Origin of the sequence: Pseudidiomarina sediminum DSM 21906 (genome assembly GCF_000423165.1) — a bacterium.
GTDB classification, from domain to species: Bacteria; Pseudomonadota; Gammaproteobacteria; order Enterobacterales; family Alteromonadaceae; genus Pseudidiomarina; species Pseudidiomarina sediminum.
The window spans coordinates 549,124-570,352 of the sequence record NZ_KE383983.1 but is presented as its reverse complement, the minus strand read 5'-3'; the positions used below and the strand labels follow the sequence as shown (position 1 = coordinate 570,352).

At 51.0% G+C, this 21,229-nt stretch carries 23 protein-coding genes; 2 read left to right on the top strand and 21 right to left on the bottom strand.

Annotated features, from left to right (window positions below; genetic code table 11):
- Positions 1 to 8: 8 nt before the first annotated feature.
- The 16 genes from G535_RS0107995 to gspC all read right to left on the bottom strand — a co-directional run bounded on the left by G535_RS0107995 (position 9) and on the right by gspC (position 14,096).
- A complete protein-coding gene (locus tag G535_RS0107995) occupies positions 9 to 848 on the bottom strand; it encodes a capsule biosynthesis GfcC D2 domain-containing protein (protein ID WP_026861587.1) in 840 nt (279 codons plus the stop codon).
- The gene (locus G535_RS0107990) at positions 848 to 1,537 is read right to left on the bottom strand and encodes a YjbF family lipoprotein (protein ID WP_084616830.1); all 690 of its coding nucleotides are present in this window, start codon (positions 1,535 to 1,537) and stop codon (positions 848 to 850) included. The genes G535_RS0107995 and G535_RS0107990 overlap by 1 nt, the downstream gene beginning before the upstream one ends.
- A gap of 91 nt (positions 1,538 to 1,628) precedes the next feature.
- Positions 1,629 to 1,952 carry a hypothetical protein gene (locus G535_RS14195; RefSeq protein ID WP_026861585.1) on the bottom strand — a complete coding sequence of 108 codons (324 nt, stop codon included), beginning with the start codon at positions 1,950 to 1,952 and terminating at the stop codon, positions 1,629 to 1,631.
- Between the two features lie 78 nt (positions 1,953 to 2,030).
- The gene (locus G535_RS0107980; protein ID WP_026861584.1) at positions 2,031 to 2,858 is read right to left on the bottom strand and encodes a mechanosensitive ion channel domain-containing protein; all 828 of its coding nucleotides are present in this window, start codon (positions 2,856 to 2,858) and stop codon (positions 2,031 to 2,033) included.
- Between the two features lie 11 nt (positions 2,859 to 2,869).
- The gene (locus G535_RS0107975; RefSeq protein WP_026861583.1) at positions 2,870 to 3,646 is read right to left on the bottom strand and encodes a type II secretion system protein N; all 777 of its coding nucleotides are present in this window, start codon (positions 3,644 to 3,646) and stop codon (positions 2,870 to 2,872) included.
- Positions 3,643 to 4,149, bottom strand: coding sequence for a type II secretion system protein GspM (gene gspM / locus G535_RS0107970; RefSeq protein WP_026861582.1), 507 nt, complete (start codon positions 4,147 to 4,149; stop codon positions 3,643 to 3,645). The genes G535_RS0107975 and gspM overlap by 4 nt, the downstream gene beginning before the upstream one ends.
- Before the next feature lie 3 nt (positions 4,150 to 4,152).
- On the bottom strand, positions 4,153 to 5,292 hold the full coding sequence (gene gspL, locus G535_RS0107965; protein ID WP_026861581.1) for a type II secretion system protein GspL: 1,140 nt from the start codon (positions 5,290 to 5,292) through the stop codon (positions 4,153 to 4,155).
- On the bottom strand, positions 5,292 to 6,380 hold the full coding sequence (gene gspK / locus G535_RS13240; RefSeq protein WP_051207060.1) for a type II secretion system minor pseudopilin GspK: 1,089 nt from the start codon (positions 6,378 to 6,380) through the stop codon (positions 5,292 to 5,294). Before gspK ends, gspL begins: the two co-directional genes overlap by 1 nt.
- Complete coding sequence (locus tag G535_RS13235) at positions 6,355 to 6,969, bottom strand: type II secretion system protein GspJ (protein ID WP_034727908.1); 615 nt, start codon at positions 6,967 to 6,969, stop codon at positions 6,355 to 6,357. Before G535_RS13235 ends, gspK begins: the two co-directional genes overlap by 26 nt.
- A complete protein-coding gene (gene gspI, locus G535_RS0107950) occupies positions 6,962 to 7,327 on the bottom strand; it encodes a type II secretion system minor pseudopilin GspI (RefSeq protein WP_026861580.1) in 366 nt (121 codons plus the stop codon). The genes G535_RS13235 and gspI overlap by 8 nt, the downstream gene beginning before the upstream one ends.
- The gene (locus tag G535_RS0107945) at positions 7,324 to 7,950 is read right to left on the bottom strand and encodes a GspH/FimT family pseudopilin (RefSeq protein WP_084616829.1); all 627 of its coding nucleotides are present in this window, start codon (positions 7,948 to 7,950) and stop codon (positions 7,324 to 7,326) included. Before G535_RS0107945 ends, gspI begins: the two co-directional genes overlap by 4 nt.
- Entirely contained in the window at positions 7,868 to 8,290 is a 423-nt protein-coding gene (gene gspG, locus G535_RS0107940) for a type II secretion system major pseudopilin GspG (protein WP_026861578.1), read from the bottom strand. Before gspG ends, G535_RS0107945 begins: the two co-directional genes overlap by 83 nt.
- 12 nt (positions 8,291 to 8,302) lie before the next feature.
- Positions 8,303 to 9,547, bottom strand: coding sequence for a type II secretion system inner membrane protein GspF (gene gspF, locus G535_RS0107935; RefSeq protein WP_026861577.1), 1,245 nt, complete (start codon positions 9,545 to 9,547; stop codon positions 8,303 to 8,305).
- Positions 9,548 to 9,549: 2 nt separating this feature from the next.
- Positions 9,550 to 11,019 carry a type II secretion system ATPase GspE gene (gene gspE / locus G535_RS0107930; RefSeq protein WP_026861576.1) on the bottom strand — a complete coding sequence of 490 codons (1,470 nt, stop codon included), beginning with the start codon at positions 11,017 to 11,019 and terminating at the stop codon, positions 9,550 to 9,552.
- A complete protein-coding gene (gene gspD, locus G535_RS0107925; RefSeq protein WP_026861575.1) occupies positions 11,012 to 13,129 on the bottom strand; it encodes a type II secretion system secretin GspD in 2,118 nt (705 codons plus the stop codon). Before gspD ends, gspE begins: the two co-directional genes overlap by 8 nt.
- A 28-nt stretch (positions 13,130 to 13,157) precedes the next feature.
- Positions 13,158 to 14,096 (bottom strand): type II secretion system protein GspC, encoded by a 939-nt coding sequence (gene gspC, locus G535_RS13230; RefSeq protein ID WP_051207058.1) that lies wholly within the window; start codon positions 14,094 to 14,096, stop codon positions 13,158 to 13,160.
- Positions 14,097 to 14,229: 133 nt separating this feature from the next.
- Here gspC and hslO point away from each other — a divergent pair, with 133 nt between their 5' ends.
- Together hslO and hslR are read left to right on the top strand one after the other, a co-directional pair.
- Positions 14,230 to 15,066: an Hsp33 family molecular chaperone HslO gene (hslO, locus tag G535_RS0107915; RefSeq protein ID WP_026861574.1), complete on the top strand. Its 837-nt coding sequence runs from the start codon at positions 14,230 to 14,232 to the stop codon at positions 15,064 to 15,066.
- The gene (hslR, locus tag G535_RS0107910) at positions 15,066 to 15,440 is read left to right on the top strand and encodes a ribosome-associated heat shock protein Hsp15 (RefSeq protein WP_026861573.1); all 375 of its coding nucleotides are present in this window, start codon (positions 15,066 to 15,068) and stop codon (positions 15,438 to 15,440) included. Before hslO ends, hslR begins: the two co-directional genes overlap by 1 nt.
- Positions 15,441 to 15,481: 41 nt before the next feature.
- On the opposite strand, the gene der is transcribed toward hslR, so the two are convergent.
- Genes der through ispG form a run of 5 tightly spaced genes read right to left on the bottom strand, consistent with a single transcriptional unit; the run spans position 15,482 to position 21,215 of the window.
- On the bottom strand, positions 15,482 to 16,936 hold the full coding sequence (der, locus tag G535_RS0107905; protein ID WP_026861572.1) for a ribosome biogenesis GTPase Der: 1,455 nt from the start codon (positions 16,934 to 16,936) through the stop codon (positions 15,482 to 15,484).
- A gap of 2 nt (positions 16,937 to 16,938) precedes the next feature.
- Positions 16,939 to 18,135, bottom strand: a complete 1,197-nt coding sequence (bamB, locus tag G535_RS0107900) for an outer membrane protein assembly factor BamB (RefSeq protein WP_026861571.1) — start codon at positions 18,133 to 18,135, stop codon at positions 16,939 to 16,941.
- On the bottom strand, positions 18,132 to 18,755 hold the full coding sequence (locus tag G535_RS0107895) for a YfgM family protein (protein ID WP_026861570.1): 624 nt from the start codon (positions 18,753 to 18,755) through the stop codon (positions 18,132 to 18,134). The genes bamB and G535_RS0107895 overlap by 4 nt, the downstream gene beginning before the upstream one ends.
- Before the next feature lie 29 nt (positions 18,756 to 18,784).
- Positions 18,785 to 20,047 carry a histidine--tRNA ligase gene (gene hisS / locus G535_RS0107890; RefSeq protein WP_026861569.1) on the bottom strand — a complete coding sequence of 421 codons (1,263 nt, stop codon included), beginning with the start codon at positions 20,045 to 20,047 and terminating at the stop codon, positions 18,785 to 18,787.
- 55 nt (positions 20,048 to 20,102) lie between these two features.
- A complete protein-coding gene (gene ispG / locus G535_RS0107885) occupies positions 20,103 to 21,215 on the bottom strand; it encodes a flavodoxin-dependent (E)-4-hydroxy-3-methylbut-2-enyl-diphosphate synthase (protein ID WP_026861568.1) in 1,113 nt (370 codons plus the stop codon).
- Between the last annotated feature and the right edge of the window lie 14 nt (positions 21,216 to 21,229).

Sequence of the window (21,229 nt, the reverse complement as noted above, 5' to 3'; positions counted from 1 at the left end):
TACACAGGTCATGATTGTGGGTTCCAATAGCTAAGCAGGGTGGCAAGCTGACGGTTCACCAATTGCCAGTCGTCATTCATGCTACTCAGATCGAGGCCTACCAAAATAATCCCGTGTACGGGCGGCATGTCTTTCGCATCGTTGTAGTAAGCAACCTTTGACGTTCTACTTAAGCCGGTCAAAGAAATCAGTGTTACTTCAGCGAGGTCGTATTCGTGCTGAAACGCACCGGTCTGCTTTAACACATCACGCACCGTATCTTGTTGCGTAAAGGCCACGGTTTGGATGCCTTGCGGAGTAATCACTTTCACCTGCCAGTCGCCAAGGTCCTTAGGAGGCAAGAGTTGATACTGTGCAGCACCAAGAATTGGGTTCGCTTGTAAATTACTCGCGGCGTCGTTAAAGCTACTATACAAACTTGGGCGGTCAACATTTACGCCACTTTGCACCTGTAAGCTATCATTAATTTTGGTCACGCCTATCCACTCGGCACCAATGAGCGGCCATTGCTGAATTTGTTCAGCAAAACTCTTGGCCTTGGCAACCAAGTCATCGTCACCTTCAACTTGTGCCGAGCGCGCCAGCTCGTGCAGGCGCTCGATCATAAAGCGCTTGCGCTCAGCAACTTTTTGATTTTGACGTTCACTGACCAGACGACTTGACGGCCAATAGTCCGCTGGGCTCAAGTCTAAGTTCTGATACACCGAGAGTAAGCGCGGCGCGGTCTCAAACGCATAAACACTGTCACCGTTGATAATTTGGGTCGCAGGCTTAGGAGGCGAAGTAGCGTAAGCGCTACCGACGCTTAGAGCAAAAAAACTAAGCGTAAGGCTGAAGCGTTTCAACATTAGTTCAAGTCTCCGCTAAAAGGTTTCATTTCCCGCCAAATCGCATAGCCGATCTTTGGCGAAACCCATTGCCGCGCATACACCACCCGCCCAGCAACGGTATAGAATTGGTTTTCAAAGCTATGGTCAGCAACGCTGCCACGCTCGATAATTGTGGTCACTGTTAAATCGGTGCCATCTGGGTGTTGGTAGCTCTGCTTCTCACCGACCATAAATGACGACTGTACGGTTTGACGTGTCACGTCATTCTCACCGTAGTTGCCCACCTCAACATCACGCTGCCAATGGCGCGGACAGAGTTGACGGGTGCCCATATGCTGTTGTTGCACATGACAGGCTAAAGGATCGCTTTGCCAATTGGAGGTATACAGTGGCATGCCTGGTACGCCAGAGCTGGTTAAGATACGCCCCAAACGCACGGTAATACTCTCTTCAGCACCGGTACGATACACCCGCTGCTGATCACTGACACGGTCTAGTACAGCGACAGCTTGTGGGAAGTGGTCGGTTTTTATGTAGGCTGCAGCGTAAGGGTAGTCATTCACTTGCTCGGTTGTTAGAACCACATCTTGATGACCAAACAACGCAGTTTTTGCTGTATCAGCGACGTTCTTTACACGCGCACTACAACCGCTTAAAAGCAACGCGCTAAACGTCACTACAAGACCCATTCGAAACAGAGTTGCCATAGGAGTTCGCTTTTCAATTGACAAAATTTCAGTGCTTTAAAAAAAAATACCGCAGTGCGCACCTGCGGTATTTTTAAGTTTTCAACAACAATTACATGGTTGTTGTAGTAACCGGCGCAGTCGTAGTTACCACTGGTGCCGTTGTAGTCGTTACCGGTGGTTCTGGTTCTGGCTCCGGCTCTGGCTCAGGTTCTGGCTCCGGCTCAGGCTCTGGCGGCGGCGTTGAATCTGAATCATCGTTGTCTAAAGTAGCAACAAGCGTTAGCGCTACAACACCCGCAGCGGCAACAGTACCTTTAGTGATGTAACCACCACCATCAGCGTCGCCTTCAGCGCTACCAGCGCCTGACTGCGCAAGTGCAACAGGGCTTAAGATTAAGCTGATTGCTGCTGCTAATGCAGTTTGTTTTAACATAATTTACACCTCTATGTGCTTAGATTGGCCAATCACGGAAATCTTTTTCCGAGACAGAGCAAAGATTAGCACTTTGTTTTAATCCTGTGAAGCCTGCTTAAACAAATGAACATCCATTTGTGGGTACGGAATACCAATGTCATTTTTATCAAGCGCAATCTTAATTTCACGCATTAAATCCCAATACACCGCCCAATAATCAGCGCTGTTCACCCATGGACGCACAATAAAATCGACCGATGAATTATTCAACGCATGCACTTGGACATTCCAAGCTGGCTCTTTTAATAAACGCGACTCCGCCTGCAACACACTTTCTAACACTTCTTTGGTCTTGTGTAAGTCAGCGTCATAGGAAACGCCAATAAGCAAATCAACACGGCGCGTGCTTTCGCGGCTGTAGTTGGTGATTGGCTGACCGGTAACTTGTGCGTTAGGTACAAATACAACCTTATTGTCCGGCGTTTTCAAGATCGTTTGGAAAATATTTACTTCCTGAACGGTACCTGACACGCCACCCGCTTCGACATATTCGCCAGCGCGGAACGGACGGAACAAGATGATCAAGACGCCTGATGCCATGTTTGCCAAAGAGCCTTGCAATGAAAGACCGATGGCTAAACCTGCAGCACCAAGAATGGCGATAAACGAGGTGGTTTGTACGCCAACCTGTGACAATGCCATTAGCACTGCCGCAATGAAAATAACACTTTTAACGATGGCGCTTAAAAAGCTAATGACCGCACCGTCAACACCGCGACGACTCATGCCCTTGCCAAGTAATTTTGCCACGCTATTGGCGACCATCTTACCCACAAGTAGGATCAGAAGGGCGACAATGAATTTGATGACGTAGCTTAGGATAAGATCCTGGTTCTCACCCACCCATGCCATGATTTGTTCCATTAAAAATACTCCTATTTGAGGGTCAAGCTAAAAGGATAAGCCCCACGACTGTCGGGCTCTCCGAGGAATATTAACACATCTGTTACTTCACGAGGAGTCCTAACATGCGGCTGCAGCTTACCTTGCAGTTTTACTTCTGGTGCCTGAAAGGTTCCTGCCACCAAGCCATTGAAAGAAAGTCCAAGTGAATTGTCAGCATTGAGCGTAGCAGAAATTTCCTGATTTGCCGTACATGACAACGCGGTAGCGTAATCACCTAAATCAAGCCAACGCTGGTTCACCCGCGTTTGCGTGGCGGTAGTCGTCAGCTTGCCAGCCAATTGATTACACCAACGGCCTTGGTTGAGATCATCGACATGGTAATTATCGATAACGAGTTGCCAATCGCCTGCCATCGTCAAGGGTACCGGGAGATTAAAGGTGCGAATGGCGGTATCGAGTTGACCGCTTAGTCGTCCGTTGAGCTCCGCCGTGCCGCCGACGGTTAAGCCGGTCGTCAAGTGACCACTGAGCACGTTGTGGGCTGGAATAGTTACATCTAACGCAGCCTGCCCTCGTAGTAAGGCACTCGGATGTAAGCGCCAACTTACCTGCTCAAGCTGCAAGCTACGTTGTGGTGCTAACACCACAGTGACACTCCCCTGCCCTTGCCATAAGGTGCCCGTTAGATTACTTAGCGAAATACCACTTCCTGCCGGTAGCAGCCACTGCAACAGACTTGCTGGTGCGTATACCACAAGACCGATGAAGTAGAGCGGCACTAACCACCAAAGCCAACGTAACTTCATGAGAGCCCAACTTTCAAGCGACGTACATGCACATAACCAGGCTTGCTCGCCTTGGTGACATCTAATTGCTGCACTACCAACGACTCTTGCTGCTGCAAAGCATCGATCAGTGCTAGCACTTGGTTAAAGGGTACGTCACTGAGTACCACCACCAAAGCTTCACCTTCTGGGTTCATCGCACCAACATCCAAACTTAGCTTCGTTGCGTGTAAGGTGACTAATCGCGGAATATCGCCCAGCTGATGAGTTTTCGCAGCGCCAGTTGATGTACCTGTTTGGCCTTGCTTTACCAAGGCTTGGTAACGACCGGTATTCTCCCGCACCCACTGCAAGGTTTCGACTTGCGCGTCACGTTGTAATTGCCGTTGCTCGATCCCGTTTTGCAACGGGTTCCAAAGGGCAAAATACAGAATGCTCACGGCTAAGGCAACGCCAGCGATCATCACCAACACGTGTTCGCGACGGTTCAGTTGCTGCCAGCGCTGTTTCATTTGTTCTAACATGGGTTACCCCTCCTTCCGCACTTCAAGGTTACCGCTAACCACCCCGTTTCGGTTGGTCACTTGCCCTTGATTCACGGTCAAGCCAGCATTGGTCGCCAAGGTTTGGAACTTTTGCAGACTTTCAAAACTTGGCGCGTTGACCTGCAACGACACCACCGAAGCATTGTAGCGTAACAACTCAAGTCCGATATCCGGGGTGCCTCGAAAGGCAGGTTCGAGCTCGGCCAATATCGATAGTCCCAAGGTGCTGCTGGGACTGTCGGTGTCACTGCTTTGTCCAACACTGGCAAGCTTTTGTCGGAGCTGACTCCGCACATTCACAATGCGCGTGGTGTCCGGAAAGGCTTCTTTGTACGTACCCTCAATGGCCTCTTGCAACGCTTGATTCTCGTTGCCCAACTGCGTGTAGGTGAGTACTTGCTGCGCGATAACCGCAATAAACGCGAGGCTTGCAGCAACTGCAACAGGTCGCCACGGCAAGGTGTAGCTCTGCGTCCGTCGTTTCCGTTGTGCGCGATACTCGCCCTGACGCAAATTAATACCTTTATGCGCCAGCCCCAAACGCACAACCTGCAGTGGAACTTCAAACTGTTCGGTAACATCTGCGACGTCGGTCGCAATCACCGCAGGCGCGTCAAGCGTGTAGGCGTGCCACTCGCTTTCGCGCACCAGCGTCGCTGCGCCCAACTGCAATTTGGCGCCGCCCTCTTGTACGGGTAACGCGAAATAATCGGGTACCAGCCGATCACACTCAATACCGGCTTCATTCAGGGCATCAAGCCACTGTTGCATACGCGCTTTGCTAACCACCGCAACCGGCATCGGTGTGTCCACCCCAGCTGGTTTCGCATGACTTGGCCAGGCAAAATGTAAGCTTTCAATGTCGCTCGCAAGTTCATCTTCCAACGCGTTTGGCACCAGCTGTGGTAATAACCGTTGCGACCCTGCCGGTAAACGCACTTCCGTTAACAACACGTCTTGGCCGGGAACCAAAACGGTGACCTCACAACGCTGTGCCTGCTCACTTAATTGCGTGAGTTCTTGATGTGTTGCTAAAACACCGCTGGCAATAATTTCCTGTTGCCCAGGATGCCATATCAGCCACTGACTTGGCTCGGCCAAGTGAATATAGAGCTGCTCCATTACGGTTCTCCTACCCCCCGCATCAAGACGACAGTTTCGTCTTCAGATACGTATAATTTACTCTGCCCACGCAACATCATCTCGTCGTACTTTACGTGAGTGTCTAATTGAAAATAATTACTCTTGACGACCAAATCGTCAAACATACCACCAAGCGCTTCAACGGTAACGCCTTGTGGCAGCGGCACGCCACCAAAGTTTGGCCGCATTTGTTGCCCACTTGCCTGCGCTAAAATTGAGTTACGCAGTGCATCATCAATGCTGTCATAGCCATCGTCAGGACGCTGACTGATCGCTTGTAACGCCGCATCAGGTGTAATCGCACCTAACATCAAGGCGTGTAACAATGGCCCATGCTCCAGTGTGAGCGTATTGATATTGACCTCCAGCTTATCGCTGTTCGGCACCACGCACACGAAAGGTTTCAGCGCTTGATACACCGGCTGGGTAACGTTGCGCACCAAACGTAACTCACTTTCGTGCACAAAAAAGTCATTCGCTGCTTGGTAAGGCATCGGCAAGCTTTCATAGTCAGCGCGTTCGGCGCCGTAGCCACTATTCATTTGTTCATCGCCGTCGAGCCAATCGGCTGTGCTTTCTACAATGCTATCCAATTGATAGTTATCTAAGTCGGGTACCGCCGCCGCAATCAGCATACGAAATTGCGTTTTACGTCGCCAAAACTCTTCTAGGCTAAGCTGCTCGGCCTTTAAGGCATTCAAATTAAAGCAACCTTGTAAATCGGTAATACCGACCCGAACCAAACCGCCACCTTCAATCGGATAAACCCGCTCTTCCTCGGTTTGCTCCGACCAAACTTGCCCCTGGTGGATCACCCCATCGCTGTCTTGCACTTGCATTTGCAACAACTGCCGGGCGATTTCTTCAGCACTGAGCCAGTACCAGTAAGCTTGTTCGCTCTGCTGATAATTCATGGTACGCAAAACATTCATTTGTAAACGTTGGCTAAGTTGCACGGCAACGACAGCCACCAGAGCGACCACCAATAGCACCATGATTAACGCCACACCTTGTTGACGTTGGGGGCGTTGTTGGGAATGGTTACGGCGCACTAAAATCACCTCCATTCAACACAAACACCCGCACAATAGTGCCCCACTGCTCCGTTTCGATGGTTACCTCAACCCCATCAGGAATCGGCATCGCACCTTCATCACCGGCTTGCTGTTGCGGTTGTAAACTTTGCATCGCTCCACCGGCGAACTCACCGGAGCCCGTCACCAATGGTGCCACCTCAAAACTGGTGACCCCTGTCAGAATGACGCGCACCGTCGGCTCTACTGAAGCACTCATGTCCACGTAGGTATAATGCTCACGGATCAATTGCTGCTCTTCATTCACCCGATAACGAACAGGTTGCAGTTCACTGCGCAACAACAAATTGCCGGGGTTAAACCAACCCGCCCGCACATAGTAATCACCCGCAGGGGTTCGACGTGATAGCGCTTGCCGCAGATCTTGCTCAATAGTAAACATACCGCGCTGCAACTGCTCTAACCGTTGTCGCGCCGCCTCACTTTGCTCACTAGTACGCATCATGGTATTCACCACTGCTGCACTCGCAAGACCGATAATGGCGAACACCACTACGGCGACCAACACTTCAACTAAGGTAAAACCTTTCACTGTTCGGGCGTAAGGGGCGCGTTTACTCATCGCGCACCTCTAGGTAACGCCCTAGCACATAGCTGGAGTCCGGACTGTTTTCATCGGGGCGAACCGTCACTTCGACGTAATACACGTCAGTGGTCACGGTTTCGGTAAAAGCAGTTTGCCAGTACCACTCGCGTCCACCTACCGTCTCGGTGCCACTTGCAAGTTCGCGCGGGTCTTCAGCTAGGCTAACGCGCGCGAGCGCATTCGCCGCCGCATAACGTGCTAAGGTACGCTCTTCCATGTAAGCCAAATCGTTCAAGTGGTTGGTCGCTGCTGCAACAGCAGCTAACGCCGCCATGGCAAAAATCGCCAGTGCGGCCATCACTTCAACTAGGGTAAACCCACGGCTCAAATTCATCGTTGCTCTAACTCATCTGCGATGGTGACGGTGTAACCGTCCTGACTTTCAATCACGCGGATGTCTTGCGGATCGCCATTCATCGACGTTAGTTGCAGGGTAAAAACCGAAATATCACCGCTGCCTAAAATCCATAGTTGTGGCTCAGCTTGCTCTTCGTCGTCACGTTCAGCGTCCTCATCAGGGGCGAAAAACGCATCAATGGCGTCTTCGTCTTGGCCTAACAAGCCTTCGGTTTCGCTTTCTAGCTCGAATAAGATGCCATACGGCCATTCCTGCGCGCGTAGCCCACGATAATCGAGCGGTAGCCACTGTTGGTCTTGCCATTGCAAGAACTGATACCCTTGCTCGGTAATCTCTAGCCCTAAGATGGCATGTTGTAGCAGCGCATATTCTTGTGCGTAGCGAACGCGCTGCACAAAAGTATCCGCGGTCTTATTCAAGGTTTCGTCATCACGATCAGGAACCACATAGGTCACCGCCATCGCCATCAATGCAATGATGACGAGGGTGACCATGACTTCGACAAGGGTAAACCCCTTAGTTGCCTTCAAGGTTCCAGTTACCAATATCGTCGTCAGTACCTGCTTGGCGATCTTCACCGAGCGAGAAAATATCGACATCACCAAACTCACCCGGGCTCAACAGCACATACTCTGAGCCGTAAGGGTCAAGCGGTAAGCGCTGGATATAGCCGCCACGGCGATAGTTACGCGGCCGCGGTTCACTCATTGGCTCTTCCAACAAAGCTTCGAGTCCCTGCTCGGTAGTTGGGAACACGCCGTTGTCCAACTTGTATTGCGACAACGCATTTTCCAACGCCACAATATCTGCTTTCACTTTTTGACGGTTCGCTTGATCCGCCGAGCCCAACACGTTCGGTAAGATCAGCGTGGCTAACAAACCAATGATTACAATCACCACCATCACTTCAATCAGTGAAAAACCTTTTGCTTTATTCATACTTCCTCCAGATTACAATCCGACAGCTTGGTTGAGCTGCAGTATTGGCTGAATGATGGCCATAACAATCATTAAGACCACCCCCGCCATTACCACAATCAACGCAGGCTCAAATATTTTTAAGGCGATGTTCATCGTCGTTTCAAAGTCGCGATCTTGGTTATCAGCCGCACGACCGAGCATTTGTTCCAATTCCCCTGACTTTTCACCGGCCGCAATCATGTGCAGCATCATCGGTGGAAAAAGTTTTGTCTGCGCCAGCGCAGCACGCAAGGATGAGCCTTCACGCACACGATCAGCTGCGTCATTGACCGCATGCTGCATTGCGCGGTTACTCAATACCCGCCCGGTGATCTGCAAGCCTTCTAACAAAGGCACCGCAGATGCAGTTAAGATGCTCAAGGTACGTGAAAAACGGGCCGTATTGACGCCTTTAATGACATTACCAATCACCGGTAGTTTCAATTGCCAGGCATGAAATTTATCGCGCCGCTTATCATCGCGAAGCAATTGGCCTGCGACCACCAGCGCCACCAAGACAGCCACTAAAATAAAGGGCCCGAAGGTTTGCAAGAACTCACTTACGGCCAACAGCGCGCGCGTAATAAAAGGTAGGTCTTGGCCAATGTTGCCAAACTGTTCAACAATTTGCGGCACCACTGACACCAATAAGAAAATAATGACGCTCACCGCCACAAAGGTCAGCACGGCCGGATACACCAAGGCTTGGGTTAATTGGCCTTTGAGTTGGTTGCGCTGCTCGGTATAGTCGGCCAAGCGGTTCAACACTTCATCCAAGTGCCCGGAGCGCTCACCCGCCGCCACCATTGCGGTAAACAGCTTATCAAAAATATGTGGGTAATCCGCCATAGCGACAGCAAGTGAATAGCCCTCAACCACCCGTGAACGTACGGCCATCACCAGGTTTTTCAAACGCGGCTTATCGGTTTGCTCGGCCACCGCCAATAAGGCCTGCTCAATAGGCATCGCCGCAGCCACCAAGGTGGCTAACTGACGGGTAATCAAGGCGAGATCTGAAGCGCTAATTTTGCGAATTTTACGCCGGGCCAGCCAACCTTGAAAGCCTGTTTGTGCGCCGCTTTGTGCACGCGAGCTTTGCTCAGCAACATCAACCTGAACTGGTAATAAGCCTTGATCGCGCAGGAGTTGCCGAGCTTGTCGTTCGGTATCGGCTTCAAGTACGCCGTTTTTCTTTCGTCCTTTAGCGTCTAGGGCTTGGTAAGCAAAAGCACCCATAGTTACTCCTCGCGCGTGACACGTAACACTTCTTCACGTGTGGTAATTCCCAGCGCGACTTTCTCAAGACCATCCTGGCGAATACTTGGCGTATGCTTTCGCACATACTTTTCGATCGATTGCTCACCATGACCGTTGTGAATGAAGTCACGAACTTGCTCGTCCACCACCAATAGTTCATGGATACCGGTACGACCGCGATAACCTGTGTAATTACACTTCTCACAACCAACGGCGCGGCACTCTTGATCCGTCTCACTGACCGGCACCTTACAATCGTCACATAAGGTTCGTACCAAACGTTGTGATAACACCGCCAACAACGAAGAGCTTAACAAGAAGGGTTCAACCCCCATGTCTTCAAGTCGGGTAATGGCACCGGCGGCAGTGTTGGTGTGCAAAGTTGACAGTACTAAGTGACCGGTTAATGAAGCTTGCACGGCGATTTGAGCGGTTTCAACGTCACGGATCTCACCGACCATCACCACGTCAGGGTCTTGTCGCAAAATGGCACGTAAGCCACGGGCAAAAGTCATGTCGACCCGCGGGTTCACCTGCATCTGGCCAATCCCTTCAATGGCGTATTCAATTGGGTCTTCAACCGTCAAAATATTGCGATCTTTGGAGTTGATATCCATCAAACCAGCGTACAACGTGGTTGATTTACCCGAGCCTGTTGGGCCGGTAACCAAGATGATGCCGTGAGGCTTTTTGATCAGTTCCGCAAAAATCTTACGGTTGCCATCGGTCATTCCGAGCTGTTCAAGGTTCAAACGCGCGTTGTTTTTGTCCAACAAACGCAATACCACCCGCTCACCATGATTTGATGGCATGGTCGAAACCCGCACATCCACCGCCCGGCCGGCAATCAGCAAACTAATACGACCGTCCTGTGGGACACGTTTTTCAGCGATATCGAGCTGCGCCATAACCTTAATCCGCGACACTAACAGCGAACTTAATTTACGGTTAGGCCGGATCACCTCTCGCAACACGCCGTCAATACGGAAGCGGATCAATAAATCTTTCTCGAAGGTCTCAATATGAATATCAGAAGCGCCTTCTTTAATGGCTTCTGACAACATGGCGTTGATCAGCTTAATAATTGGCGCGTCGTCTTCACTCTCAAGCAAGTCTTCGGTTTGCGGCAGCTCATCGGCCAAGGAGAACAGGTTGGTCTCATTGCCGATATCTTCCATCAACTGTTTCGCTTCTGACGAGTCCCGTTGATAGGCCTGCGTAAGAATTGCGTCGAAGGCCTCAGCATCATGCTGAGTTAGCGTAAATGGCTGCCCTAATGCCCGACGCACTTCGAGCAATACCGCAGGCGCAACGGTTTCGCGGCAATGCACCACAAGCTCCGCACTGTCTTCATGGCCAGCATCGGCGACCACCACCCCGTGCCGCTTGGCAAAGCCAAAGGGCAATCGGCGTGGTGCTACACGGGCCGCAAGCTCGGCAACATCAGTCATTGCCGTTGCCTCCCTCCCGCGCATCGAGGTACTGCTGTAACTCTGGCGGAATAGCCAATTCGCTGTCTTTAAACTCGCCCAACACCGGCGTATCGGTATTTGGCATTAAGGTAATACCGCGCTCTTGACGCTTCAGCTGCTCGGCACGCATGTAATTGTACTTGCGGCTACTGATGCCCGTGGCGGTACTTGAATCACGGACAATCGTCGGGCGCAAGAACACCATCAAATTACGCTTTTGACGCGTGGTTGAAGTGCTCCGGAACAAGGCGCCGAGGAGAGGAATGTCGCCAAGCAATGGAATCTTCGATTCGCTCTCTTGCACGTCTTCGTCAATCAGACCACCTAACACAATAGTGTCGCCATCGTCAGCCATAACGGTGGTTTTCAGGGTACGTTTGTTGATGGTGATATCAACCGCAGTTGCGCCGCTAAGGCTTGAGACTTCTTGCTCAATCACCAACTGCACCGCATCGCCTTCGTTAATTTGCGGTGTCACGTTCAATTTAATCCCAATGTCTTCGCGCTGTACGGTCTGGAACGGATTCGAGTTATTATCACCCGCCGTTGAACCGGTGATGGTCGGTACTGACTGACCGACCAAGAACGAGGCTTCTTCGTTGTCGACGGTCATAATGCTTGGCGTCGCCAAGATGTTCGAATTGGTTTGCGTTGACACGGCTTGCAAAATTGCGCCCCAGTCGTTTTTCACCACGCCGACCATCATGCCGTTGACGTTACCGAGCAATTGCGCCAGTAAACTTACATCGCCTGGTTGATCCGGTTGTTCTTCTTCTACAACAACACCATCAACTATCTTGGTAGTTTTCGAGCCTTCGCGCTCCCGCGCTTGATACGCGGCTGCCGCCAATGGACCAATCGGCACCTGACGGCCGTTTTGGTACTGAATCATGCCGCCGTCTTCAGAAATCCACTGCAGACCTAAATCTACCCCGTCGCCTTCAAAGATCTCGACAATGATGGCCTCAACATGCACCTGTGCACGACGAATATCCAACTGACGAATGACGCTTTCTAGGTTCGAGAGCAAATCGGGCTGCGCGGTGATCACCAACGAGTTACTACCTTCGTGTGCCGAAATACTAATTTCTTGCTGGCCTGAGTTACGGCCAAAGTTGCGCGGCATACGACCTTGGGTGGCCACCTGACCATTCATTGCGCTTTGCAGCTCAGCTTGCATGCTATCGCTGACACCTTGCAGCACATCCACAAGCTCCGTAGCCTTGGCGTACTTAAGGTAATACACACGCGTATTGCCTTCGGTCTGCAAGTCTTGATCGAGACGGTGGATCAATTCGACCACGCGCTCACGGGCGCGCGGCTCTCCACTAACGATGACCGCATTGGTACGCTCGTCAGCAACAATTTTTGGAATCAATAACGGTGGCGTGCCTTCATTGTTTTTCTCATACAACGCCGACGCAATACGCACAATTTCAGCAGCCGAGGCGTACTGCAACTTCACCACGTCAACATCTTGGTTACCGGCGCGGTCAACGCGCTCAATCACCTCAGTTAAGCGTTGTACGGTTTCGCTGCGCCCCGTGATCATAATCACGTTGGAAGGATCGTAACTGACCAGGTTACCGCCTCCACTGCTGTCCGCAATCAAGCGCAATAACGGCGCTAACTCACGTACACTAACGTTAATCACAGGCACAACACGGGTGATCAGGGTGTCACCACCTAAGGAGTTATCATCCACCACAGGAATCGCACCGTTACGCGCATCTTTGTCGCGTAATACCTTCACCACCCCCGATTCCATGGTAATGGTAGCAAAACCATACACATCGAGGACGTTTAAGAAGAACTGCCAATATTGCTCTTCGTTCATCACGTCGTAGCTGCGCACATTAATGGTGCCACGGACATCGGGATCAATAATCATGGTTTTGCCAAGATTACGGCCAACGACTTGAATAAACTCAGTAATTTCGGTGTTTTTAAAACTCGCTGCATACTCTGCTGGAGCTTCTTGCTGTTGCGACTGATTCGCTTGTTGTGCAAACGCTTCAGCGCTAACACCTAGGGCACAAGCGGTGCTCATGCTCGCGATCCAAATCGATGCGGTGGTCAAAATACGCATGGTTGGTCCTATTGTTCTATTCGTTCAATTAGTTACTTGGAACTGCGAGTTCCAAATCAATATAGTTCTCATCGCGCAACACGGTAATGATAATCCGTTGCGCTGTTTTTAATTCTTCAATCGCCACTTGGGCACTGGCGACGTCGGTAAGATCTTGGCCGTTCAACGCTACGGCAATGTCACCTGATTTAAAGCCCGCGTCCGCAAACACCTCAGGAAATTTCCCCGGACTTAAGCGGTACCCTTGCAAACCACCATCGGCCATTGAAGGACTGATCCGTACATAATTCATGAGGCCATCAGCGCCATTTGCACGAGCCTGCTGAAATGCTTCGCGCGCTCGTTCTCGACGCGCACCGCGGTCATCATCATCATCGTCGTCATTCTGGCGTGCACGCACTGGCTGGCTTTGCGCAGCGCGCTGTTGATTTTCGAGCGTCAGGCTAAGGCCGTCACTCAATTCACCAATGCCTTCTAATTCAAGCGTCTCTAACACACCATTATTGTTCAAAATCACGCGATCTGCGTAAATCTCTTCAATGGTCACCCGCGAACCAGTGATGGAGTCACCGATCACATAGACTTCTTGGCGACGGTCTTTTTCAATAATCGCTGCCGAACGCTCTTGAATATTACTGGCGGATACACCCAACAAACGCACATTCAAACGCGTTTTCGGGGCATTTTGCGCGCCCTGCTCTGGGGTAACTGCCGCCCCAAACAGGTCAAACTGGGCTAACCGCTTCATTGTTGAAACAGCACCAGAAGAAGAGGATGAGACACTGACCGCAAGCGGGCCACGTTCAGGTTGAACTTTAGGTGCCATGACTTGCCACGTTAGCTTGGCAAATAGCCAAACCGCGGCAATAAGTAGAAGTGCGGTAAGCAACCACAAGGCAGCACGCACAATGCGCGGCTCGCTAGCAAAGGTAACTACACGCTTTAATTGTGGATTCTGAATCTGCATTTTTTGAATTCGTTATAATTTTGTGACAACTCAGAGTTAGAAGTCATTCTAACCCCTTAGCTGCAATGTGAACAGATCAAATTGGGGGATTATGGTATAATGCGTACAAAATATTACACCATGATGAAGTGCTATGAACTACCCAACTGATCAACTGTTCCGCTATACCTTTTCTGACCAAGATGTACGCGGTGAACTCGTACAACTTAGTCAAAGCTACCAACGCCTGCTGCAAGGCCATGATTACCCTGCGCCAGTGCAACGTTTACTCGGTGAGCTGATGGCAACCACCGCCTTGCTCAGTGCAACGTTGAAGTTTGAGGGGCACATCAACCTACAAGTTCAAGGTGATGGCCCAATTAATTTTATCGCCGTGAATGGGAGCCACCAACAAGACCTGCGCGGCATTGCCCATCTACGTAGCGACATCGCTGACGATATGAATGACTTTCGCCAGTTGTTCGGCAAAGCTATCCTCATCATTACCTTAACGCCAACCGAAGGCGAGCGTTACCAAGGCGTTGTCAACGCAGACGCTAACAGTTTAGCTGAAGTTGTCGAAAACTACTTCATGCAATCGGAACAATTGCACACGCGTCTATGGTTACACGCCGACGGCGAGTATGCCGCTGGCATGTTATTACAGGTGATGCCTGCTGCTGGCCATGACCGCAGTGCGTTTGAACATCTTGAGACACTGACTGCGACCATTACCGCCAATGAGCTGTTTGCCCTCTCTGGCGCAGAAGTTTTGCATCGTCTGTACCACCAAGAGTCGCTGGAACTCTATGAAGTTCAACAGGTCTCGTACCATTGCGGTTGTTCCCGCGAGCGTACGCTCGATAGCCTTGCCAGTGTGCACCCAGATGAACTGCGTGACATTCTGCAACAAGATGGCGAAATCGTTATGACCTGCGATTACTGCCTCACTGAGTATCGCTTCAGCGAAAGTGATTTGTTGGGTGAGTGATGGACAGCGTACGTTTGGACAAATGGCTTTGGGCAGCGCGTTTTTATAAGACGCGTTCGCTCGCGCGACAAATGGTGCAATCGGGCAAAGTCCATGTTGACGGACAGCGCGCGAAACCGGCCAAAACCATCACCATTGGCCAACGCATCAAACTTGCCCGCGGCTACGAAGCGATGGAAATCGAAGTCTGTGAACTGAGTGAGCAACGCCGTGGCGCGCCTGAAGCACAAAAGCTTTACCGAGAAACGCCAGAGTCGATTGCACAGCGTGCGCGCGAAGCCGAACTACGCAAAATGAATGCGCTGTATAACCCCCATCCGGATCATAAGCCTGATAAAAAAGAACGGCGTGAGTTGTTGAAAATGAAACGCTAAAAAGCACATCGCCCGAACACGTCGGGCGATGGCGTGTGGGATTACTTCTTCTTCTTAATAAACTTCATCAAACGTTTTCGCTTGCGTTGCTGCGACAAGGTTAAGGTATTTTTGCGCCCAGCATAAGGGTTACTCGATTCGCGGAACTCAATTTTAATCGGCGTTCCCATCACTCCCAACGACTTGCGGAAGTAGTTCGTCAAATAACGTTGATAAGCACCCGGCAAGTCATTGACCTGATTCCCATGGATAATGACTCGCGGCGGATTATAGCCACCAGCGTGCGCATACTTCAGTTTCACCCGACGACCACGCACCAATGGTGGCTGATGTTCATCAATCGCCATTTCCATGATACGCGTTAACTTCGAGGTGCCAATCCGTTGCGTTGCACTAGCGTAAGCTTCGAGTACAGACTCAAATAGATTCCCCACACCGCTGCCATGCAAGGCAGAGATAAAATGCACGCGCGCAAAGTCGACGAAGCCCAAACGACGATCAAGTTCGCGTTTGATCTCTTCACGGTGGTCATTTGACAGACCGTCCCACTTGTTCACAGCGATAACGATCGAACGCCCTGCATTCAAAGCAAAACCAATAAGGTTTAAGTCTTGGTCTGAAATGGTTTCACGCGCATCAATCACACAAATCACAACGTTTGCTTCTTCGATGGCTTGCAGCGTTTTAATCACCGAGAACTTCTCGACGGTTTCGTCAATACGTCCACGTCGACGCACACCTGCGGTATCGATGAGGATATAGTCACGTCCATCGCGTTCCATCGGGATAAATACCGAATCACGGGTGGTACCAGGCATGTCATAGACCACCACCCGCTCTTCGCCAAGAATACGGTTGGTTAGCGTCGACTTACCAACGTTAGGTCGGCCGACGATGGCGAGCTTCAATGGCAAGGCATCATAATCAATTTCGCTATGATGGAGCTCGTCTTCGCCCTCTTCATCCGTCGCTTCGACCGGCGTTGGTGACATGTCAGGATAATCTTCCAACAGCGGGTCAAAACAACGCTGCAAAAGACTCTCGACGCCACGGCCATGTGCCGCAGCAATACCGTACACCTCACCTAACCCTAACTCATAAAAGTCGGCCTGTGCGGCGTCGGCATCAATCCCATCAATTTTATTGGCGACCACATAGGCTTTTTTGCCGATACTACGCAAATGTTGCGCGATTGCCTGGTCTGCGCTGGTAATACCGTCGCGCGCATCAACCATAAACAGCACAACATCAGCTTCATCAATGGCGCGCAGTGATTGTGACGCCATCTCCGCATCGATGCCTTGTTCATCACCATGAACACCAGCGGTGTCAATCACGATGAAGTGATAGCCATCATAGTCCGCTTGACCGTATTTACGGTCACGGGTTAAGCCAGGAAAGTCTGCTACCAGTGCGTCCCGAGTCCGGGTGAGCCGATTAAACAGGGTAGATTTGCCCACATTCGGGCGGCCAACCAGGGCCACAACAGGTAACATCTTTAGTTAATCCTTACCGCGCGTAAACGACCGTCGCGTGTTTGTACATAAAGCGCGTCATCTGCCACGACAGGGGCAACATAAACGTCACTTTCTAATTCTAAGCGGGCGCTGATTTCGCCACTTTTCGCATCAATAAAATGCAAGAAGCCGAATCGGTCACCCACCACAATGTGGCCTTGATAATAGACTGGAGCAGTCAAACCACGACCTTCAAAATCGGTATTCACCCATTGCTCGATACCGCCATTGGCATCAATCGCGTACACACGATCATCGCTGTCCGTCGCATAGATAGTGCGACCAAACATACTGATGTTGTGGTATGACGAATATTCACGTTGCCAAGCGATACGACCGCTACGTACTTCAACCGCAGCAAGCTGACCGTTGTATGCGATGGTGTAGATCAAATCACCGCGAACGATAGGCGCCGCATCAACATCAACCAAACGCTGCAATTCAGTCGCACCTTTTGGAATGGCTAAACGCGCTTCCCAAACTTGCTGACCGTTTTCCAATACCACCACGGTCAACTTACCGTTGGCGGTACCAAAAATAGCGCCACCTGATGCAATCGCAGGAGCACTGGTGCCGCGCAAGCTCAATGCTGGCACGTCGGTAACAATACGCCACTGCTCTTCACCGCTGTCAGCATCGAGACCAATTAACTCACCATTACTCGCCGCAGCAACGACAAAGCTTGCATCCATCGCCGGATCAGCAATGACTTCAGCATTAACCTGCGCGTGCCACAGCAAGCTACCGTCATTGGCGTTCAGCACGAACACGTCACCATTCTCGGTACCGAGTGCGATGCGTCCTTGGTAAGCACTTAAGCCACCACTAATGCGCAATGACTCATGACCAGCAAACCAACCCTCACCTTTAACAGCATAGTCAGTTTGCAAATCTTTTTGCCAAACCCGCTTCTGCGTCTCGCGATCGAAAGCCATCAATTTGCCTTCACGATCGGCCACCACCACAAGGTTATCTACGACCACGGGGTTAAGGCGCGAGAAAAATTCACCCACACCGTTCCCTGCACTTGCGCTCCAGCTCACACTGGCATTTGCGCTTGGGGTGAACGGTTGCAGCTCTTTATAGGTGATTTCGTCGTCACCAAATACCGAGCAGCCTGCGAGACTGATTGCCGCGGCAGCAATAAGGCCGCGTTGCAAGTACATTAATTTTTTCATGATGCCGCCGGAATACTATTCAGTTTGCTTTCAACCAACATGGTCGGTGCACCTGCTTCAGCAGCAGTGGCTACAGCGTCTTCGTATGCTTTACGCGCGCCTTCAGCATCGCCTTGCGCTAGCAACACGTCACCGCGTAATTCAGCAGCCTTACCTTTAAAGCCTTCTACAGCAGCCAACGCATCGAGTTGAGCTAGCGCCGCAGCGTAATCTTCTTGCGCAAGGTACAAACGGGCTAGGCGTAAGCTTGCGACATGCTGCAAGGTACCTTTTGCATTCGCTTTCGCACTTTCCAAGGCTTCAATTGCCGCCTGTAAGTCACCGCCTTCGGTCGCTTTACGCGCTAATTCAAATGCCGCCAAGGTTGCGTAGTTGCTGCCTTGCGCGTCACCCATAAATTGCTTGGCGTTATCGAAAGCTGCACTGTCGCCTGCTTCCAGTTGTGCCACCACTTGCTCGTAACCTTCCGATTGGCCTTCTTGCTTAGCCATGGTTTGTGCATCGTAATAGCGCCAGCCATAGAACAAGGCAAAACCGATCACCAGTCCTGCGACGATGCCTTTGCCATGTTCTTTCCAAAACGCTTTAATTTGTTCGACTTGTTGTTCTTCTGTTTCCATGACGACCTCTTGGATAAATACTCTATTCGCTATGAGTTCTGAGTAAGATGTGCAACCACTGCATCTAATGAAGATGCAATCACATCCTCTTGCTCACGGTCACGCAAATGCTTTAGTTCAAAATCGTTGTCGCGGATAATCAGCGCAAATTCAGCACCTGATTTATCGGCACGGGCCAGTTTTTTCTTCATATTTTGCTGGCCACAGTGTAACTGTACTTTCAGTCCTTGCGACTGACTCCGAAGCTTTTCGGCAACGGCCGGCGCGTTTAGTTCCGCAGCTTCAGTCAATGCGATGGCGTAGACATCAACGGCATTATGTGCGGGAATTTTGTTTTGCGACGCGAGCAATAACACTAAGCGCTCGATCCCCATGGCAAAACCAACCGCGGGTGTCGCTTTGCCACCCAACTGTTCCACCAAACCATCGTAACGTCCGCCCGCACACACGGTGCCTTGCGCCCCCAGCTCAGTGGTCACCCACTCAAATACTGTGCGGTTGTAGTAATCAAGACCACGCACCAAGCGCTCATTCAAAACATACTTCACACCGGCGGCATCGAGGCGCTTACACAGCCCTTCGAAATGCTCACGTGAGGCATCGTCCCAATACTCAGACAGCTTCGGCGCATTAGCAAGCACCGCTTGGGTTTCCGGCGATTTGCTATCCAATACCCGCAACACGTTGGTGTCTAAACGGCGCTTTGAATCTTCGTCGAGCTCACTTTCATGCGCGCGTAAAAACTCACGCAATGCATCGCGATAACGCGCGCGTGCTTCATTCGACGCCAGCGAGTTCAACTGCAGTTCAACTTGCTCGCTAATACCAAAGGCTTGCCATAAGCGCGCCGACAATAAAATCACTTCAGCATCGCTATCAGGCCCTTCCATACCGAACGCTTCAACACCGAACTGATGAAACTGACGATAGCGACCTTTTTGCGGACGCTCGTGACGGAACATTGGCCCCATGTACCACAAACGCTGAATTTGGTTATAGAGCAAGCCGTGTTCATTACCCGCCCGCACACAACTGGCAGTGCCTTCAGGACGCAAGGTCAGACTGTCGCCATTGCGATCATCAAAGGTGTACATTTCTTTTTCAACGATGTCGGTCACTTCACCAATCGAGCGTTTAAAAAGGTCCGTACTTTCCAGCATCGGCATCCGGATTTCTTGGTAGGTATAGGCTGCCGCCACTTCACGCAGCACGCCCTCGACATATTGCCACGCCGGACTTTGGTCCGGCAAAATGTCGTTCATTCCACGAATTGCTTGAATAGTTTTTGCCACGATTGCACTTACCGTTTGGTTAATTTCAAAAAATGGCGGGTAGTATACCGCAGCTTTACGCTTGCTTCACAGGAATCTGTTCAGCTTCGAGCTGTTTTACGCGGGCACGGATATGGCGTTCCAACTGATCGACCAGATCGTTGTTGTCCAACCGCTCTTTTTGCCGTTCGCCTTGCAGGTAAAAACCACTCTTATTCTTCGCCCCAGCTAGCCCCACTTCAGCGACCATCGCTTCGCCAGGACCATTCACCACACAACCGATAATAGACACATCCATCGGGGTGACAATGTCTTCAAGACGCTGCTCGAGAGCGTTCACGGTACCAATCACATCAAACTCTTGGCGGGAGCAACTTGGACACGCGATAAAGTTAATGCCACGGCTGCGAATACGCAGTGATTTTAAAATATCAAAGCCAACTTTGATTTCTTCAACGGGATCAGCGGCGAGAGAAATACGTAAAGTGTCGCCAATGCCCTCAGCGAGAAGCATTCCTAAGCCAATTGATGACTTCACCGCCCCACTCCGTAAGCCACCTGCTTCGGTAATACCAAGGTGGAGCGGTTGCTCAATTTGCTTGGCCAGTAAACGATACGACTCCACGGCTAAAAACACATCGGAAGCTTTCACACTCACTTTGAAGTCTTGGAAATCTAAACGGTCCAAAATATCAACATGACGCATCGCCGACTCGACCAATGCGGCCGGTGTCGGCTCACCATATTTTTCTTGAATTTCACGTTCAAGCGAGCCACCGTTCACCCCAATTCGAATCGGAATACCACGGTCACGTGCCGCATCAACCACGGCGCGAATGCGTTGCTCGTTGCCAATGTTACCGGGGTTGATACGCAAACAATCAACGCCATATTCGGCCACTTTCAGCGCGATCCGGTAATCAAAATGGATATCCGCAACTAACGGCACCGGGCTTTGCTGCTTGATCAGTTTAAACGCTTCTGCGGCGTCCATGGTCGGTACAGACACACGTACGATATCGCCGCCCGCAGCCGCAATCGCATGAATCTGCTTGACCGTCGCCGCCACATCCGTGGTTTCGGTGTTGGTCATTGATTGCACCGCAATCGGTGCACCATCACCAATAGGAACATTGCCGACATAGATGCGGCGCGAAGGACGACGTTTTATAGGGTTTTCATGCATCATAAATTTACTTCACA

Coding starts and splice junctions, on each gene's coding strand:
- G535_RS0107995 (WP_026861587.1), bottom strand. CDS start 848: ATGTTGAAACGCTTCAGCCTTACGCTTAGTTTTTTTGCTCTAAGCGTC.
- G535_RS0107990 (WP_084616830.1), bottom strand. CDS start 1,537: ATGGCAACTCTGTTTCGAATGGGTCTTGTAGTGACGTTTAGCGCGTTG.
- G535_RS14195 (WP_026861585.1), bottom strand. CDS start 1,952: ATGTTAAAACAAACTGCATTAGCAGCAGCAATCAGCTTAATCTTAAGC.
- G535_RS0107980 (WP_026861584.1), bottom strand. CDS start 2,858: ATGGAACAAATCATGGCATGGGTGGGTGAGAACCAGGATCTTATCCTA.
- G535_RS0107975 (WP_026861583.1), bottom strand. CDS start 3,646: ATGAAGTTACGTTGGCTTTGGTGGTTAGTGCCGCTCTACTTCATCGGT.
- gspM (WP_026861582.1), bottom strand. CDS start 4,149: ATGTTAGAACAAATGAAACAGCGCTGGCAGCAACTGAACCGTCGCGAA.
- gspL (WP_026861581.1), bottom strand. CDS start 5,292: ATGGAGCAGCTCTATATTCACTTGGCCGAGCCAAGTCAGTGGCTGATA.
- gspK (WP_051207060.1), bottom strand. CDS start 6,380: ATGGAGGTGATTTTAGTGCGCCGTAACCATTCCCAACAACGCCCCCAA.
- G535_RS13235 (WP_034727908.1), bottom strand. CDS start 6,969: ATGAGTAAACGCGCCCCTTACGCCCGAACAGTGAAAGGTTTTACCTTA.
- gspI (WP_026861580.1), bottom strand. CDS start 7,327: ATGAATTTGAGCCGTGGGTTTACCCTAGTTGAAGTGATGGCCGCACTG.
- G535_RS0107945 (WP_084616829.1), bottom strand. CDS start 7,950: ATGTCGATATTTTCTCGCTCGGTGAAGATCGCCAAGCAGGTACTGACG.
- gspG (WP_026861578.1), bottom strand. CDS start 8,290: ATGAATAAAGCAAAAGGTTTTTCACTGATTGAAGTGATGGTGGTGATT.
- gspF (WP_026861577.1), bottom strand. CDS start 9,547: ATGGGTGCTTTTGCTTACCAAGCCCTAGACGCTAAAGGACGAAAGAAA.
- gspE (WP_026861576.1), bottom strand. CDS start 11,019: ATGACTGATGTTGCCGAGCTTGCGGCCCGTGTAGCACCACGCCGATTG.
- gspD (WP_026861575.1), bottom strand. CDS start 13,129: ATGCGTATTTTGACCACCGCATCGATTTGGATCGCGAGCATGAGCACC.
- gspC (WP_051207058.1), bottom strand. CDS start 14,096: ATGCAGATTCAGAATCCACAATTAAAGCGTGTAGTTACCTTTGCTAGC.
- hslO (WP_026861574.1), top strand. CDS start 14,230: ATGAACTACCCAACTGATCAACTGTTCCGCTATACCTTTTCTGACCAA.
- hslR (WP_026861573.1), top strand. CDS start 15,066: ATGGACAGCGTACGTTTGGACAAATGGCTTTGGGCAGCGCGTTTTTAT.
- der (WP_026861572.1), bottom strand. CDS start 16,936: ATGTTACCTGTTGTGGCCCTGGTTGGCCGCCCGAATGTGGGCAAATCT.
- bamB (WP_026861571.1), bottom strand. CDS start 18,135: ATGAAAAAATTAATGTACTTGCAACGCGGCCTTATTGCTGCCGCGGCA.
- G535_RS0107895 (WP_026861570.1), bottom strand. CDS start 18,755: ATGGAAACAGAAGAACAACAAGTCGAACAAATTAAAGCGTTTTGGAAA.
- ispG (WP_026861568.1), bottom strand. CDS start 21,215: ATGATGCATGAAAACCCTATAAAACGTCGTCCTTCGCGCCGCATCTAT.